Below are 15,021 nucleotides of genomic sequence, written 5' to 3' on the forward strand. Positions count from 1 at the left end.
ATAACGTATTTAGCTTTAAAAAATAGCAAAAACCTTGTGCTAATTCTGATTACTCATTGTGATTAGTATTTGGCTCCTCTATTGGTAAAGAAAAAGCCCGAAGCATGAGAGTACTTCGGGCTATTGATTGGTATTAAATGCGACTAGAGAAATTTGGATTACGAACTGCGAGTTTTAAATTTCGCAACCGCTTCATCCATGTCATGAGCTTGAGCAGAGACGGTATCAACTTCATGCAGGCACTTTTGTGCTGATTGCATGTTGTTTTCTGAAATCACGTTCAATTCGGTAATGGAATCGCTCACTTGATTCATAACGATGCCTTGTTCCTCAATGGCAGAGGCGATGCGCTCTGAATTACCTTGAATCGCGTGCATGTCTGCAATGATTTGCTGAAGGCTTGAATCTAACTTCTCAGATGCATGCAGAGTTTGTTGGCCTTGTTCGTTACATTGGTCGATGTCAGAAACGACCATCGACATTTGCGTTTGGATGTCTGACACGACGCGAGTGATTTCTTCTGTTGATTGATGAGTTCGACTTGCGAGTGCGCGCACTTCATCTGCTACGACGGCAAAGCCACGGCCTTGTTCACCTGCTCGCGCTGCCTCAATGGCTGCGTTTAGTGCAAGTAGGTTGGTTTGTTCAGCAATGTCTTGGATAATATTGACTGCTCCGCCAATCTTCGCCACGTGTTCATTTAGAGAGCCGATTGACTGCTGGCTGTTAGAAAGAATACCAGTTAGCTGGCCGACGTTCGTCACGGTCGTTTCCACAACTGCGCGACCCTGTTCTGCGTTGTTTGCCGCCTGATGAACGCCTTCTACGGCAACCGAAGTACTTTCGGATATTTCGCCAATCGTCGAGACCATTTGTTGTACTGCGGTTGCCATTGACGAGGTATGATCAGCTTGCGCGTGGAATTGTTCCATCACGCCCTCTAGCTCAGAGTGCATGCTACCCGTGCTGGAAGATAGCTGTGCTGACTTTTCTTGCGAACCATGGATCAAGGTTTCAAGCTTATCCAATAGATCATTTAGATGGTGGCTGATGTCCGCCAGTTCGTCTTTGCCAGTCAGTGTTGAACGCAAGCCCATGTCATTGCTTTCACTGATGGTTTTGATGGTTACTAGTAAACTGCTAACACGCGTATTGATCGAGCGAGAAATTTGCAGAATCAAGGCAACGACAGTCACAAAGACTACTGCAGTGATGATTTGTTTCACCAAGGTGTTTCGTGCATTGTGCGCATGAACCGCCTTGCTCAATTCTGATGAGAAAGTTTTAAATTGCTCTTCAACTGTGTGCGACAGGGCGCGAGTTTCGCCCAGTAGACCTTTGTTGTAGGCGACACCAATGGTCTGTTTCTGAGTTGCAAGCTGTCGTGCGTTTTTAATTAAGACTGGTGCATAAAGGTCTTGTATTAGACTTTCGTCCATTTGTCCGGCTCTAACTCGTTGCGCGAATTTAGTCAACGCTATTACTTGCTGATGGTTTGCCACTTGTTCAGCGTCAGACAAAGCTTGTTCGAAGCCTGCTAATAGACCGCTATCAGCGTTGAGACCAAAGTGTTCATAAGCCGCCACAAGGTTCTCGAAGCCTTTTTGATAAGCTATCAAGTTTTGTTTAAAACGTTGGCTAGAAGGCAGATCGTAGCGGTTGAGGATATCAGACAGATCTTGTTCAATATTCACAAACTTATCGACGTTACCATTGAATTTATCGAGGTATTTGATGTTACTGCGCAATAGGAAGTCCTTCTCATTGCGGCGCAGGTTAAGGAGACGAATTTCGAGGTCACCAACCAATTTAACTGCGTTATTGAGTTCTTGGCTTTGACTCGCGAAGTGTGACGATGTACCCAGTAGGGCCACAATCCCCAAAATGGCAATTACTCCAAGGGAGTAGAGCTTGTGCCTGATAGTCATAAATTTTTTCCTGAATAGTTGACTAAAGTATGAAACCCCAAAAGGCTCCTAATGGCTAGCACTGACATTGATTAATACAGCATTTTCTGGCGTTGCTGTTTTTTCGTCGCTTGCTTGTTTTTACTATCAAGTCTTCGACGTTGTGAAGCGCGAGTTGGCTTGGTTTTTATACGCTTCTTTTCTTGTTGACCTGCAGATTGTATTAACGCTTGCAATCGATTTAGTGCGTCTTGTTTATTCTGCTCCTGTGTCCGAAATTGCTGCGCTTTAATGATAACTACACCATCTTTGGATATCCGGCTGTCAGAAAGGGCAAGAAGTCGCTCTTTGTAGAACTCCGGCAGTTTGGAATGGCTGATGTCAAAGCGCAAATGTATAGCGGACGATACCTTGTTAACGTTCTGCCCACCATTTCCTTGAGCTCTAATGGGTAATAATTGAATTTCCCAATCTTGAATTGTGACAGAGTTCGAAATTTTAAGCATAGTAACTGAACCCCGATAAGGATTGTAATGATGGTTGATAAATTACCACCAGAGAGGGGTAAATAGAAGAATTGGCATGCACATAGCCTAAAAAGGCGTATTTCCTATGTGTCCAACACCTTGACTGAATGCATACCAAGCAATCAGAATACTTAGTGCAGTGAATAACGAACGTGAAGCGGCTCTCGACCCCAAACTTGTGACCAATAAAAACGCCGCGATTGATGCGGCGTTTTATGGCATTGTTAATGACTATTGGATATCCAATAATTCCACATCAAAAATCAGCACACTTGCTGGTGGGATAGGCCCTGAACCGCTCTTACCGTAGCCGAGTGTACTCGGTACGAATAGGCGAATTTTCTCACCTACAACCATGTACTGCAGGCCTTCTTGCCAGCCTTTTATTACTTGATTTAGGCCGAATGTTATTGGCTCGCCACGCTCTACAGAGCTATCGAAAATCGTACCGTCGATGAGTGTACCGTGGTAGTGGACTTTCACTTTGCTGTTTGCTGCTGGGTGAACGTCACCAGTACCTTTCTCAAGCACTTGGTATTGTAGGCCGCTCTCTGTCGTAATTACATCTTCCTTCTTGCTGTTTTCCAGCAGGAATTCTTGACCCTTAGCATAGTTTTCGTCTGCCACCTTATGATTAGTCCAAGTGCGATAAATAAAGAACGCCGCTAGGACAAAAATAATGATAGGAAAAAGAAATTTAGACACAATAACTCCTTATCTTACTTTGGTTGTTTTAGCAGATAGTCAATGGTGTCTGCCATTGCTTCAACCGTCTCGTGACCACCAGTGATCACTTGGTACTTACCGTTTACGATGAAGGCAGGGACTGAGTTGATTTGACCACGAGTTGTGATCTGTTCAGCTTTGGTGACGAGTTTAAGCAATTGTGCTTTTTGCGCTTCGTCTAGTAGGTATGGGCTTACTAGACCACGAGTATTGAAAGCTTTCTCAACCGCAGCTTGGCGTTCGTCAGCTGTTGCATCTGCTCCCATCTGAACAGCAGCGAATAGTTCTTCCATAAACGCTTTGTCTGGTGTGCCGTTTACCTGCATGGCAGCAGTATAGAAAATCATTGCGCTGACTTGTGCACTTTCATTAAAAGTTACATGCACTTTCTCAACTTTTTGCTTGGTCAAGGATTCGATCTGAGGGACAAACTGTTCCATTGTACGACAGTGACCACAAGTGAGAGAAAAAGCTTCAGTCACAGGAGCAAGGTTGTATTCGGTAAGTGATACTGGCAATACTTCGTATTGTTTGCCCTGTTGCGGCTGACTATTGCCGTTATCACAAGCCGTTAGGGCAAATATGGCGGCAAAGACTGCAACAATTTTTGAAATGTTTTTAAACATAGGTAAGGCTCTAATTAGTGGGATTGTGGTTAGTTTATCGGTTAACCCTATCGACGAAAACCATTAATACGGCTTGTTACACTAAAGTGAGACAATCGAAGAAAGTTTAGACAAAACAGAGCAATGATGGGATAAATCAAGCCGTTAGCACTTGATAAAAAGAGTTTAGTTTGTTTAAAGGCTAGCTTTGCCTCTTGGGTAAATAGCGGAGTTGGAGAAATGCGAGCACAAATCAGGCCGTTGGCACGATAGGTGCTTGTTGGATAGAGATACTGAGTGGCAGAGAAGTTCTAAAGTCTGAGCCATTTAAGCCGACACAGTGTTCAGGAGTTCGTTCTACGTTGGTAATGATATGAAGCATTGGTATTTAGTTGCATGCGGTTTACTCGCCGGATGCTCCAGCATTAATCCAGATATGGATATGATTCCGGGTGGCAATATGTTAGATGTTGCTCCTCGAACTAATTCTGAGCTGAGACACCCAGAGTGGGGTTACACGAAGTCATACGCAGCAGCACCACGCTATGTTACTCAGGCTCAGAATTCGATGGAAAAAAAGTCAGACGGCATGATGTCGTTGGAGAGGTTCTTAAACAGGCATCAAATTGCCCATGAGACCATCAATGGCGAACATCTAATGGTACGTTTGAAAGAGCAAGTTCACTTTCAAACGGGCTCTTCAAGGTTATCTGCACAGTCTCAGGGTTGGATACAAAGCCTAGGGCACTATCTTGCCAAACGAACTGATATTGATGTCGTGGTTAACGGCCACGCGGACAGCGCGGGCGCAGCGAGCTTCAATGACTCCTTATCCGAAAAACGTGCACGTGAAGTTGAAAAGCAATTACTTGAAACCAGCTTGCCGCGTCAGAGAGTGTTTTCACGAGGATTTGGTGAGTATGTGCCACAGTGCAGTAACGCAACAGCAAGTGGTAAGGCATGCAATCGTAGAGTGGAGCTAATGCTGATTGTCGGTCAGTAAATAAAGATATTGATATAGAACCCAAAGATCATGAAGTAAAAGAAAAGAGGCACCAGTTAGGTGCCTCTTTTACATCCGCCAATGTTCTTAGGGGGAACTAGGCAAATTCTTTTTCGATGTAAGCAACAATGTCTGAAGATTCGTAAAGCCACTGCGTCTCGCCATCTTTTTCAATGCGAAGGCAAGGGACTTTCACACGGCCACCACCTTGCTCTAGCGCTTCACGATGCACCGGGTCATTCTTCGCATCACGTAATTCGATATTGACAGATTGACGCTTCATAGCACGACGGACTTTTACACAGAAAGGACAAGCTTCAAACTGGTACAGTGCGTAAGTCTTTGCTTTTTCATCAACGCTTTTCTGTGCTTCTTCTGAGCGTTTTACCCCACGAGGTGAGAATACTGCGTTGAGAAGTAGAATTATCTTTCCCAAAATCCAGCGGATAAACTTCATAATGATCCCTTGGTGTTCAGTGGATAAGTGCACTTGGGTTTTATACGACGGACTGACATACCTAAGTCTGAAATGATAAAAGCCGTGGCATCAAAAGCACAGTCTATCAGGTGTTAAGTTTTTATAAAACCATATGTTTTACATGGGGAATAGACTTTTTATCCAACTCAATAGACCACTTGTTTTTTTGGGGGTTGCTTTCTTTCCGAGGTAAAAGCTTTGCATTAAGTCAGTACGAAAGGCATCTGAATCCATGCGCTTGGTCACCAACTCTTGTTGTAGCGTATTTTGAGTTTGCTCTGCATGATCATGAGCGAGGCTAAAATCCATATTGAGGTAGCCTTGGGTGTAGAGCCATAAATGCGCTACCAGCGCAAGGTCTTCTGCGGTTTGGTTGGTAAACTTCTTGGCGTATTCTTCACCTAATGTGTCACTGAAGACTTGCTGCATTCTGTGAGTGGATGCTGCGTTCTGGTCATAAAGTGCACTGGTTTCGATGTGAGACTTAGTCAAAAGACCGAGTAGGTGAAGAACAGGGGCTTTATCGGGTTTGTTTTCGCATACTCTAATGAATAATGGCGCTTGTTCTTCTACCCAACGTCGCCTTGCCACTTTGTGCTTGTCAATGAAGGGAATGTTTTTGCACCCCATTTCTTGGAGCAGTTCGTTAAGGGCCGTCATTGCTTTGCAATTCCTTCACCGTCACTTCGAGGTGTTGTTCGTTGATATCAACGAAAATAGAGGTACCAGTAATCATAACAGATAGAGTAGTGCTTCGGTCAAGATGCTTTGCTACTAGGTCTAGGGCACCATAATCAAAGCTGGCCACCTCTACAGGAAGCATGCCAAATTTGCCAGCTATCTTATCCCACCAAACTGATGCTTTGGTGTTATAAGTGTATACTTTTACATGTTTCGCTAAACGAGTCGCTTTCTTGATCCGCTCTGGTTCCGGTTCACCAATCTCAATCCAATGTGTGATGGATTGATCGTCCTCAACTTTCCACAAGTCAGGTTCTTCGGTTGTCGATAGGCCTTTAGTGAACTCAAGGTCACCTTGTGCATTCATACAGTAAGCGAAAATTCGTGCAAGCATACGCTGCGGCTTTTCTGAAGGATGAAGGGCGATAGTCAGATTTTTCGAGTCGTAGTAATCGCAATTCATATCTGAGATCGCGATTCGAAATTTATAAATTGTTGGTTTTAAAGCCATTGTTAGTATCAGTAAATGAAGGGCAAAAAAATAGCCAGCTAAAAGCTGGCTACCATCAAAATCTTAAAAGGCTTAAAGTACAGTGATTTTCTCAGCTTGTGGACCTTTTTGACCTTGAGTAACTTCGAATTCTACTTTCTGGCCTTCAGCAAGAGTTTTGAAACCGTCACCTTGGATTGCAGAGAAATGAGCGAAAACGTCAGGGCCGTTTTCTTGTTGAATGAAACCGAAGCCTTTAGTTTCGTTGAACCACTTAACTGTACCAGTAGTTTTCTGAGACATGTTTATTTCCTAAATATCTATTACTGTAAATCTCGCCTAATCGGCGCTTATAGCGTGAAAAAATAAATTGCTATTGCGTACCACAGGACGAGGGGTTACGAGTAATCCAACGAAATGTGAAAACAAAGAACTTTCTTTCTAGCCGCCTAAGAGTCTAGGTCAATTACGCTTATAGTCAACATATATCGACCTCTCAAGGCAAAATATTTGTATCTAGTCACTGATTTCGCGGTCTGCTTTTGATGACTTTTCAAATAAATGATGTCGATGTGACATTTTTGTGAGCGATAATCTCATTTGTTACACAAAGTTGACTATTTGCCCTACTTGTTGTCCAATCTGGTACGACCATTAATAGTAGGAGGAAATATGGCGAGAAAAACATCACACCTTCAGCCAAAGGAATTGGTTCAGGATACTGAATTTGGCAGAGGTAAAATCAAAGATAACGCATTGAAGGCCGTTGTCACCAGTAAACTGTTTAGGACTCGAGTTGTGAAGGCGCAAAAAGGTAAAGGCAGCTTCAACCGGAAAGTGAAGCATAGAGGCAAAGAGCCCTATTCAAAGTTCTCACCAATGTGGATTTTGAATAGGGCTTTTTCTTGTTTGAGGCTGGTACCTTAGTTGTCTATTTTCGGTGAGTATATGGAGTAGGCTGTGATTTGCCCAGCAACGATAGCTGAGAACATAAACAGCGCAGATAAACCGATGCTTGGAATGGGAAGGATTGATTGTTCAAATACGGTTTGGCCAGCGCTCACTAATACTCGACTGCCGGGAACCAAAATAATGATCCCCTGAACTATGTAGATAGAGCCCGTAAGTTCCATCCTCTTTGCAATCCAAGTGCCGTACAAGGTTATTAGCACCGTTGTGATCCAAGTACCGACGACCCATCCACTCTCAAACCCCAGATAGATGGGGCCCCACATACCCAGTATGGCAACGGGCAAGCCTAGTAGAACGTCGATAATACGCGCATTAAAGATCACCCCAAGACAAAATGAAATGATGAATAAGCCGCTAATGTGCATCCAAATAGGAACTTCATTGGTATAGGCGATGGATTGTGCTTGGCCCCAAATGGCTTCGCCGATATTAAGACCCATGGTAATGCCGATAAAAAGCTTGATTAGCGTAAGAACACATTGCCCCAATAAACTGGTTCCCGAAACCAAATCGTTGAACGCGAGGCACTCAAGTGAGTTAGCGATAGAGAGCCCGGGGACAAACAGAACAATGGTAGCAATGCACAAGGCCCAGACAGGAATGGGGACCCCTGTACTTGAAAGGTAAGCCACGATAATACCAGTGAACAAAGCTGCAATAAACTCGACCGCAATGGTACGCCTTGATTGACAAACTTGCTGACACCCCCAGACCATAAAGCCAAGAATAGAGGCAAAACCTACCGCTTCTAAGGTACTACCGACTAACATTAAGTATGCAGGAGGAATTCCCATGTTGGCCAATGCAATGACCCATGAGGGGTAACCTGCGGGTTCAGGTACGGGTTCACTGCTTAGTTGGTTGATACGAATGATAGTGTTTGCCAGTAAACTTAAGTTAATTGATGCTGGCTTCAAACGTTTGAGTATGACCGCGTTATTGTCATCAGGAAACTGATAGTTGATGGCAGTTGGTGTAGCTTGAATCATCACATCAACGCCATGTTTTTGCGCATAGTGCTGAGTGTATTTTTCTACTTTGTATGGCGCACAACCACTACGATGCAAGGTGTCGCCAATTTCAACGATTTTGTTAATTCTATACTGAGAGGGCATGGCGAAAACGAAAATTTTGAGTCACGAAAAAATTGCGAGTAAGTTAACAAAGAGATGCTTATCGAGCGAATAATCATTAATTTTTCAAAGTGTTTTTGTGGGCTGTGTCAGATGTTGAATTATTGACAAAAGGATTTTTGCTGTGAATTGGAGATGTTACTATCGATTCTTTAAGTCAATGGCTGTTTGAATTTATTGATGTTAGAGCGTCAATTGCAAATCATCGAAATAAATGACAAGAGTTGTCATATTTTGCATAACTAAAAATGCTATCGTGAACGCAAAGGCTTTTGGTTACACTGTAACTTTAGGTGGGGTTTGATGATTGGGTTTGACTATTTAAACCATAGTTAAAACCAAATTTTCTTCGCCAAGGTGAAGTCGTAATATAACTCCATCGGCAGCAAACACTGCAAAAGAATGTTTAAGTTTTACACCAATCCCATTAAAAGGTCTCTTCCTTTCTACGGTTGGTATTATTCTTCCAGGAGCAAGATTATGAACAAACAAGTAAGCCTAATTGGTCTCGATAGCAAACAATCAGCACAACTAGCACAACAACTTAATCAGTTGCTCGCGCACTACCAAGTATTGTACATGAACTCACGTGGTTACCACTGGAATATCAAAGGTCAGCAATTTTTCGAATTACACGTGAAATTTGAAGAAATCTACACTGATCTGCAAACCAAAATAGACGAGCTTGCAGAGCGTATTCTGACATTGGGCCACACTCCGGCACACGCATTCAGCAACTACTTGGAAGCAAGTGAAATCGAAGAGCACCAAAACGCGACTTCTGGTCAGGAGTGTGTGCAGGGTCTTGTTCAAGGCTTTAGTGTTCTGCTTCGAAATCAGCGTGAGATTCTACAAAACGCAGCTGAAGCCGATGACGAAGGTACATCAGCATTGATGGGTGACTACATTGGTGAGCAAGAAAAACTCATGTGGATGCTGAACGCTTACCTACAAGGCTAAGCATCGTATTAAACAATCGGGAATAAGTAAGGGGCACGTTGGTGCCCTTTTTTGTTTTCGTGTTTTATGTTCGCGGTAAGGATTGGAAATGGCTCAATAAATTACTGAGTTCATTCAGCGCCAACGAGGCTGAATCATTGAAGGTTTCTTGATTACCGTGATGAACAAGGCAAGAGGGCATCTGAGCGTTATACGCCGCCTGTAAGTCGTAAAGGTAATCGCCGACATAAAGCACTTCATCCGGCATCAAACGCCACTCTTTCGCCAATACCTGCAGAGACAACGGGTCTGGCTTGGGCGGGAAGCATTCGCGAGTGATGACTCGTTCCACTGAGATTTGGTTGTGCTCTAGTTTGCGCTGCGTGGCGATTTGGCAGTTGCGCGTCACGATAGCGGTTTTAATTTTATTTTGATGTAAGTAGGCGAGCAATTCATGGCAGCCAATCATTGAAGCAGACTGCTCAGCATCAGAAATCTCGTAATCAAATATAACGTTGTGAGCGTGCTCTCGATGATGAGGGGGCTCAAGTGCTTCGACAAAATCCAACAGGTCTTCATTTTGCGGACAATTTAGCTTGCGACGCAATTCGCTAAAGTTCATATCAGAACTCACTAGCGTGTTGTCTAAATCGAACACTACGGCTTTAATTTTCTCAAGCTGCAAAGGGAATGGAATCATAACGACCTCGTTCAGTGTATTCGACTTATCGTTTTAAAAAACATTAGGTTGTTGTAAATTCTAGATTATTCTGACTAGATTGTACGAAGATAAATCAACCACGTATCACAAAAACAGCGGTAGTAAGTTTAAAGAGCCAGCTTTGTCAGACTCGGTCTTCAGAGAAAACTATTCCTCCTCAAGACGAAAGATTTTGCCGCTGTCAGTAGAAAAGTAGAGATAACCATCGGGGCTGATGGTTATATCTCTTACTCGCTCACCCAGATTCTCCATTAATCTTTTTGCTTCGGTGAGCTTGCCATTCTCAATCGATACCACGTTGATGTGCGTCAGTTTCAATGCGCCGGCGAGGATTTTTCCATCCAACTCTGGGTACTTGTCGCCACGGTACAAAATCATGTTACTTGGTGCGATAGAAGGGATATAAACTAGCTTTGGATCTTCCATTCCCGGTAACGACTTAGCTTCACCGACGTCCAACGGCCCCCAATATTCTTTACCATGAGAGACTTTAGCCCAGCCGTAGTTCGCGCCTTTCTTGATCAGGTTAATTTCATCACCGCCGCGTGGTCCATGTTCAATTGACCACAGCTGTTTTGTTGCTTCATCGTAAAACATACCTTGTGGGTTGCGGTGTCCGTAACTCCATAGCTCAGGACGAGCTTCGGAAGGCTTGAAAGGGTTGTCTTGCGGAACCGAGCCATCAAGGTTGAGACGAAGAATACTGCCAGCATGGGTTTGAGTGTCTTGGCCATTATTGCGTTCGCCACGGTCACCGATTGAGAAGTAAACTTTGTCATCAACAAATGAAAGTCGACTGCCATAGTGACGCCCTGTGTCGGTGATGGCATCAGCGATAAAGAGATCTTTCCAACCCACTAGTTGATTGTTTTGCAATTGCGCAGTCGCTAACGCCACCGTATTGCCTTTACTCGTGCGCTTGCTGTAGGTAAAAAAGAGTAGTGGGGTTTGCGCATCGGTATTCGGTGCGAGAGCAACATCTAATAAGCCAGCTTGTCCACTGGTGTTCACATCGGGGACGTTAAATAGCTTTTGAAGTTTGCCTGATGTGATATCCAGCAGCGAAACCGTTCCGTTTTTTTCATTGACGATAACGCGTTGGTTATCTAAAAACTCAATTCCCCAAGGAATTTGCAACCCATTCGCCACTTCGTTGGCGCGGTATTCGGCAGCGTTGGTAGAAAAGGATAAACAAGCGAGTAGGGCAGCAGCAATCGTTCTCATGGTTCCTTCCAATATGAATCGTGTTAATGCTTAAAAGCTAACACCAAAAGAGAAGGTTTTGCAGAGCATGGATGGTATAAGAATGTAAAAAATCCCCGATTCGAGATCGGGGATTGAATTAGGTAATCGAGAGTTATTTAGTTAGCGATATTACATCGCCTCTTCGAAAATCTTAGAGATTTCTTCGTGAGTGGCTTGTTTAGGGTTAGTGAAACCACAAGCGTCTTTCAGTGCGTTGTCTGCGAGTGTTGGGATGTCTTCTAGCTTCGCACCAAGCTCCTTGATACCTGCAGGGATGCCCACATCTTTCGCTAGAGTTACGATAGCGTCGATAGCTGCTGCCGCACCTTGTTCTGCTGACATACCTTCTACATCTACGCCCATTGCTTTCGCTACATCACGTAGGCGCTCTGGACATACTTGCGCGTTGTAACGCTGCACGTGAGGTAGAAGAATCGCGTTACAAACACCGTGTGGAAGGTCGTAGAAACCACCTAGTTGGTGTGCCATTGCGTGCACGTAACCTAGAGACGCGTTGTTGAACGCCATACCCGCCATGAACTGTGCGTATGCCATTTGCTCACGAGCTTCTAGATCTTCACCGTTCTTCACTGCAGTGCGCAGGTGAGCTTGGATAAGTTCAATTGCTTTAATGGCTACCGCATCAGTGATGGGTGTTGCGGCGATAGATACATAAGCTTCCACGGCGTGTGTTAGGGCATCCATACCTGTTGCTGCGGTTAACGAAGCCGGTTTAACCAACATGAGCTCTGGATCGTTGACCGAGATAAGTGGTGTTGTGTGCTTATCAACGATGGCCATCTTAATGTGACGTTCTTCGTCAGTGATGATACAGAAACGCGTCATTTCAGATGCAGTACCCGCAGTCGTGTTGATCGCAATAAGGGGCATCATTGGTTTTGCAGACTGATCTACGCCCTCATAATCTGCGATTTTACCGCCGTTAGAAGCAACAAGTGCGATACCTTTCGCACAGTCATGTGGTGATCCGCCACCGAGAGAAATAACGAAGTCACAGTCGTTGTCTGTCAGAAGCGCCAAACCATCGGAAACGTTACTGATGGTAGGGTTTGGTTGAGTGCCATCGAATACAACGGTTTCCACGTCGCGTTCTGCCAGGAGATCTTGAACCTGCTTTACTACACCGATTTGGTTAAGAATCTTATCCGTAACAATTAAACCTTTTTTAAAGCCTTGAGATTGAATGCTATCTGTTGCGTCTTTCAAACAACCAGCGCCCATTAGGTTTACGGTAGGGATAAAAAATGCACTTGTCATATTGGATTGCTCCGCAGTTATTTTTAATAATCTTTCTTAATTTGTCATTTACTTTTGCATATTCCATTCTTGGTTGAGATTGATCTAGAACAAGATTACCCCCTTAGAGGTAGCTTTGAGTAAGGAAATGTGATGCCAGTCCTGTTAAACAGCGAATTGCTGCAAACCTGACTAACAGATGGGAAATGATTCATTTGTCACATAAACGTTTAGTGCGAAGGGGAGTGTTGGTGCGCTTCTAGATGAAATGAGATGAGAGTATAAACCCCGTTGATATGTCTTCTGTCAACGAGGTTGGTGTAGCGTGTTTTAGAAAACGATTTCTGTTCAGGCGATTTTGACTAACTTATCAACCAGTTTTTCAATGCCTGACGCCGCTTGAGAGATATTCTCCGCTAACATATAAGCTGGTGTGGAAAGTACCTTGTGTTGTTCATCGAAATGGATTTGATCCACCTGACAGCTTACGTGTTCTCCACCCATATGACCAAACGCAGCAGCCGTTGCTTCATCGTTACCAATGGTGCCTTGCACACCTTGATCGTAAATCATAGGGATGATAGTTGGCGCAATGCACAAATAACCCGCTGGTTTACCCGCGTGAGCAAATGCACGACACGCTTGTGCTACGTGAGTATTAATCGAGCATTCTGCTCCCGAAATGGCGAAATCGGTTAAGTTTTTTGCGGCGCCAAAACCGCCTGGTAGTAGGAGGGCATCGTATTCATCCACGTTAAGTCTGGCGACATCCTCGATATTGCCACGTGCGATTCGAGCTGATTCGATCAAGACGTTACGGGTTTCATCCATTTCGTCACCATTCAGGTGATTGATGACGTGAAGTTGGTTGATGTTGGGCGCAAAGCAGTGCCAACTAGCCCCTGCTTTTTCTATGGCATAAAGTGCTAACACGGCTTCGTGGATCTCAGAACCGTCGTAAACGCCTGAACCGCTCAAGATGACAGCGACTTTTTTCATGATTGGATTCCTTTACTTCGAATATGCCTTATAGTGTTCTTCACTGTTTAGATTATGTGTATCCTTGTCTGCTGACGGGCAACAGACAGTGCTCACATGACGCTCAAGTGTGAATACTGTTTCAGCCAGAAAACAGAATGTAGCAATAGCGAAGATAGACTATTTTATAGCTAGAGTAGACGGTTTATAGTGAGCGTGGACGGTTTATAGCGAACTTTTGCTGACAATACGTTGAAGCGGATCATGATTGAGCATGAATGTTTCCATGGTAGGGCTCTAATAGGCAACGTTCAACTGGAGCTGAAGCTTGAATTTGTGCTTTGAGAGTCGCTTAGTAAGTTGCTTGCGAGTGTTTTCTAGGGTGTCAAGCTGTAACGTGTCGTTATCAACATGCACGTCCACATTGACTCTTAGCTCTTGGCCAACCTTAGTGACACCAGCCAGTTTCAATTGATGATCAGTCACCTTTTCGATGTCTGAAATGTCTTTTCCAACACTCTGACATAGCTCTTTGCTTGCAGTCATCATTAGCAGTTCACGTAGGGCACTGACTAACATATCGAAGGGTACTTTAAGGAAGTAAAAGCCCATTAATACCATCATCATTGGGTCTGCATACACTGCGTAGTGGGCGTATGGCGTTAATGATACTGACCATGCGGCGATGAAGCCTGCAGTGACCGCCACGCTCAGTAATGTATCCATTTGCCACTGTTTTTTTTCGGCCTCGATAAGGCCAGATGAGAAACGACAACTTTTCTTCGCCATAAACCACCAAGCGTAGCCGCAACCAAGTACGTTAACCACACCGAAGATGGTCGCGATGGAAGCGTCTACCTCACGGCCGCCAGACATTAACGCGGTTACCGCTGAGAATAATGAGAAGGCCACAACAATCAAAATAACCGCTGCTTTAATAGCGATAACGATGGGCTCAAGGACGGCTTTGCCAAAGGGGAAAGAAGACTTTGAAGGCTTGCTGATGTAGTAAGAAGCAGCCAGCGAGAGTAAAGTGAGTACCAGGCTGACTAAAGAATAAACACCGTCAAATATAATGACGATTGATCCAACAAGCAAGCCAAGAACCATACCTCCCACAGCAAACCCAGACGCTAAAAGTGCCGAGAAGGTTAAAATACGGTTTTCATTGTTGCTTGTCCTGTCACACATAAAGAATGCCTTAGATAATTACACCATTACATTCTTTGTCTCGGAGCAAATTTAAGCAAATTAAAACTGTGTAACATTTGAACGATAAATAGAGAGTTTTATGATAAACAATTATTTTTCAGTGAGTTAGATTGGTTTTTGACTGTCAATATAATTGACGCTCACTGC

Annotated in this window: 17 protein-coding genes; 3 read left to right on the forward strand and 14 right to left on the reverse strand. The window is 44.1% G+C overall.

What is annotated here, in order from left to right; genetic code table 11:
- Nucleotides 1–158: 158 nt before the first annotated feature.
- From AND4_RS01145 to AND4_RS01160, 4 genes are all read right to left on the reverse strand, one after another.
- Complete coding sequence (locus tag AND4_RS01145; RefSeq protein ID WP_009841033.1) at nucleotides 159–1,928, reverse strand: methyl-accepting chemotaxis protein; 1,770 nt, start codon at nucleotides 1,926–1,928, stop codon at nucleotides 159–161.
- Nucleotides 1,929–1,999: 71 nt separating this feature from the next.
- The gene (gene arfB, locus AND4_RS01150; protein WP_009841034.1) at nucleotides 2,000–2,413 is read right to left on the reverse strand and encodes an alternative ribosome rescue aminoacyl-tRNA hydrolase ArfB; all 414 of its coding nucleotides are present in this window, start codon (nucleotides 2,411–2,413) and stop codon (nucleotides 2,000–2,002) included.
- 252 nt (nucleotides 2,414–2,665) lie between these two features.
- On the reverse strand, nucleotides 2,666–3,139 hold the full coding sequence (locus tag AND4_RS01155) for an FKBP-type peptidyl-prolyl cis-trans isomerase (protein ID WP_009841036.1): 474 nt from the start codon (nucleotides 3,137–3,139) through the stop codon (nucleotides 2,666–2,668).
- A gap of 14 nt (nucleotides 3,140–3,153) precedes the next feature.
- A complete protein-coding gene (locus AND4_RS01160; protein WP_009841037.1) occupies nucleotides 3,154–3,786 on the reverse strand; it encodes a thiol:disulfide interchange protein DsbA/DsbL in 633 nt (210 codons plus the stop codon).
- A 352-nt stretch (nucleotides 3,787–4,138) separates the two neighbouring features.
- Here AND4_RS01160 and AND4_RS01165 point away from each other — a divergent pair, with 352 nt between their 5' ends.
- Nucleotides 4,139–4,768: an OmpA family protein gene (locus tag AND4_RS01165; RefSeq protein ID WP_009841038.1), complete on the forward strand. Its 630-nt coding sequence runs from the start codon at nucleotides 4,139–4,141 to the stop codon at nucleotides 4,766–4,768.
- A 97-nt stretch (nucleotides 4,769–4,865) separates the two neighbouring features.
- On the opposite strand, the gene AND4_RS01170 is transcribed toward AND4_RS01165, so the two are convergent.
- The 4 genes from AND4_RS01170 to AND4_RS01185 form a co-directional block, all read right to left on the reverse strand.
- Nucleotides 4,866–5,225 carry a glutaredoxin gene (locus AND4_RS01170; protein WP_009841039.1) on the reverse strand — a complete coding sequence of 120 codons (360 nt, stop codon included), beginning with the start codon at nucleotides 5,223–5,225 and terminating at the stop codon, nucleotides 4,866–4,868.
- 138 nt (nucleotides 5,226–5,363) lie between these two features.
- A complete protein-coding gene (locus tag AND4_RS01175; protein ID WP_009841040.1) occupies nucleotides 5,364–5,906 on the reverse strand; it encodes a hypothetical protein in 543 nt (180 codons plus the stop codon).
- Nucleotides 5,893–6,438 carry a YaeQ family protein gene (locus tag AND4_RS01180; protein WP_009841041.1) on the reverse strand — a complete coding sequence of 182 codons (546 nt, stop codon included), beginning with the start codon at nucleotides 6,436–6,438 and terminating at the stop codon, nucleotides 5,893–5,895. Before AND4_RS01180 ends, AND4_RS01175 begins: the two co-directional genes overlap by 14 nt.
- Before the next feature lie 72 nt (nucleotides 6,439–6,510).
- Nucleotides 6,511–6,720, reverse strand: coding sequence for a cold-shock protein (locus AND4_RS01185; RefSeq protein ID WP_009841042.1), 210 nt, complete (start codon nucleotides 6,718–6,720; stop codon nucleotides 6,511–6,513).
- A gap of 369 nt (nucleotides 6,721–7,089) precedes the next feature.
- On the opposite strand from AND4_RS01185, the gene AND4_RS01190 reads away from it, so the two are divergent.
- Nucleotides 7,090–7,344, forward strand: coding sequence for a ribosome alternative rescue factor ArfA (locus AND4_RS01190; RefSeq protein ID WP_009841043.1), 255 nt, complete (start codon nucleotides 7,090–7,092; stop codon nucleotides 7,342–7,344).
- Here the strand turns inward: AND4_RS01190 and AND4_RS01195 are convergent.
- A complete protein-coding gene (locus tag AND4_RS01195) occupies nucleotides 7,341–8,504 on the reverse strand; it encodes a threonine/serine exporter family protein (protein WP_009841044.1) in 1,164 nt (387 codons plus the stop codon). The two genes, AND4_RS01190 and AND4_RS01195, sit on opposite strands and share 4 nt — an antisense overlap.
- A 498-nt stretch (nucleotides 8,505–9,002) precedes the next feature.
- Between AND4_RS01195 and AND4_RS01200 the strand changes: the two genes are divergently transcribed.
- Complete coding sequence (locus AND4_RS01200; RefSeq protein ID WP_009841045.1) at nucleotides 9,003–9,482, forward strand: Dps family protein; 480 nt, start codon at nucleotides 9,003–9,005, stop codon at nucleotides 9,480–9,482.
- Nucleotides 9,483–9,546: 64 nt separating this feature from the next.
- On the opposite strand, the gene AND4_RS01205 is transcribed toward AND4_RS01200, so the two are convergent.
- The 5 genes from AND4_RS01205 to AND4_RS01225 form a co-directional block, all read right to left on the reverse strand.
- Complete coding sequence (locus AND4_RS01205; RefSeq protein ID WP_009841046.1) at nucleotides 9,547–10,161, reverse strand: HAD family hydrolase; 615 nt, start codon at nucleotides 10,159–10,161, stop codon at nucleotides 9,547–9,549.
- A gap of 168 nt (nucleotides 10,162–10,329) precedes the next feature.
- On the reverse strand, nucleotides 10,330–11,406 hold the full coding sequence (locus AND4_RS01210; RefSeq protein ID WP_009841047.1) for a PQQ-dependent sugar dehydrogenase: 1,077 nt from the start codon (nucleotides 11,404–11,406) through the stop codon (nucleotides 10,330–10,332).
- Between the two features lie 150 nt (nucleotides 11,407–11,556).
- Nucleotides 11,557–12,705: an L-threonine dehydrogenase gene (gene yiaY, locus AND4_RS01215; protein WP_009841048.1), complete on the reverse strand. Its 1,149-nt coding sequence runs from the start codon at nucleotides 12,703–12,705 to the stop codon at nucleotides 11,557–11,559.
- Nucleotides 12,706–13,032: 327 nt separating this feature from the next.
- Nucleotides 13,033–13,683: an isoprenoid biosynthesis glyoxalase ElbB gene (elbB, locus tag AND4_RS01220; protein ID WP_009841049.1), complete on the reverse strand. Its 651-nt coding sequence runs from the start codon at nucleotides 13,681–13,683 to the stop codon at nucleotides 13,033–13,035.
- Nucleotides 13,684–13,959: 276 nt separating this feature from the next.
- Nucleotides 13,960–14,853 (reverse strand): cation diffusion facilitator family transporter, encoded by an 894-nt coding sequence (locus AND4_RS01225; protein ID WP_009841050.1) that lies wholly within the window; start codon nucleotides 14,851–14,853, stop codon nucleotides 13,960–13,962.
- Nucleotides 14,854–15,021 lie beyond the last annotated feature (168 nt).

The organism is Vibrio sp. AND4 (assembly GCF_000171815.1).
Lineage (GTDB): Bacteria > Pseudomonadota > Gammaproteobacteria > Enterobacterales > Vibrionaceae > Vibrio.

Bases quoted from the DNA above. Each gene is read 5' to 3' on its own strand.
- AND4_RS01145 (WP_009841033.1), bottom strand. From the start codon at position 1,928: ATGACTATCAGGCACAAGCTCTACTCCCTTGGAGTAATTGCCATTTTG.
- arfB (WP_009841034.1), bottom strand. From the start codon at position 2,413: ATGCTTAAAATTTCGAACTCTGTCACAATTCAAGATTGGGAAATTCAA.
- AND4_RS01160 (WP_009841037.1), bottom strand. From the start codon at position 3,786: ATGTTTAAAAACATTTCAAAAATTGTTGCAGTCTTTGCCGCCATATTT.
- AND4_RS01165 (WP_009841038.1), top strand. From the start codon at position 4,139: ATGAAGCATTGGTATTTAGTTGCATGCGGTTTACTCGCCGGATGCTCC.
- AND4_RS01170 (WP_009841039.1), bottom strand. From the start codon at position 5,225: ATGAAGTTTATCCGCTGGATTTTGGGAAAGATAATTCTACTTCTCAAC.
- AND4_RS01175 (WP_009841040.1), bottom strand. From the start codon at position 5,906: ATGACGGCCCTTAACGAACTGCTCCAAGAAATGGGGTGCAAAAACATT.
- AND4_RS01180 (WP_009841041.1), bottom strand. From the start codon at position 6,438: ATGGCTTTAAAACCAACAATTTATAAATTTCGAATCGCGATCTCAGAT.
- AND4_RS01185 (WP_009841042.1), bottom strand. From the start codon at position 6,720: ATGTCTCAGAAAACTACTGGTACAGTTAAGTGGTTCAACGAAACTAAA.
- AND4_RS01190 (WP_009841043.1), top strand. From the start codon at position 7,090: ATGGCGAGAAAAACATCACACCTTCAGCCAAAGGAATTGGTTCAGGAT.
- AND4_RS01195 (WP_009841044.1), bottom strand. From the start codon at position 8,504: ATGCCCTCTCAGTATAGAATTAACAAAATCGTTGAAATTGGCGACACC.
- AND4_RS01200 (WP_009841045.1), top strand. From the start codon at position 9,003: ATGAACAAACAAGTAAGCCTAATTGGTCTCGATAGCAAACAATCAGCA.
- AND4_RS01205 (WP_009841046.1), bottom strand. From the start codon at position 10,161: ATGATTCCATTCCCTTTGCAGCTTGAGAAAATTAAAGCCGTAGTGTTC.
- AND4_RS01210 (WP_009841047.1), bottom strand. From the start codon at position 11,406: ATGAGAACGATTGCTGCTGCCCTACTCGCTTGTTTATCCTTTTCTACC.
- yiaY (WP_009841048.1), bottom strand. From the start codon at position 12,705: ATGACAAGTGCATTTTTTATCCCTACCGTAAACCTAATGGGCGCTGGT.
- elbB (WP_009841049.1), bottom strand. From the start codon at position 13,683: ATGAAAAAAGTCGCTGTCATCTTGAGCGGTTCAGGCGTTTACGACGGT.
- AND4_RS01225 (WP_009841050.1), bottom strand. From the start codon at position 14,853: ATGTGTGACAGGACAAGCAACAATGAAAACCGTATTTTAACCTTCTCG.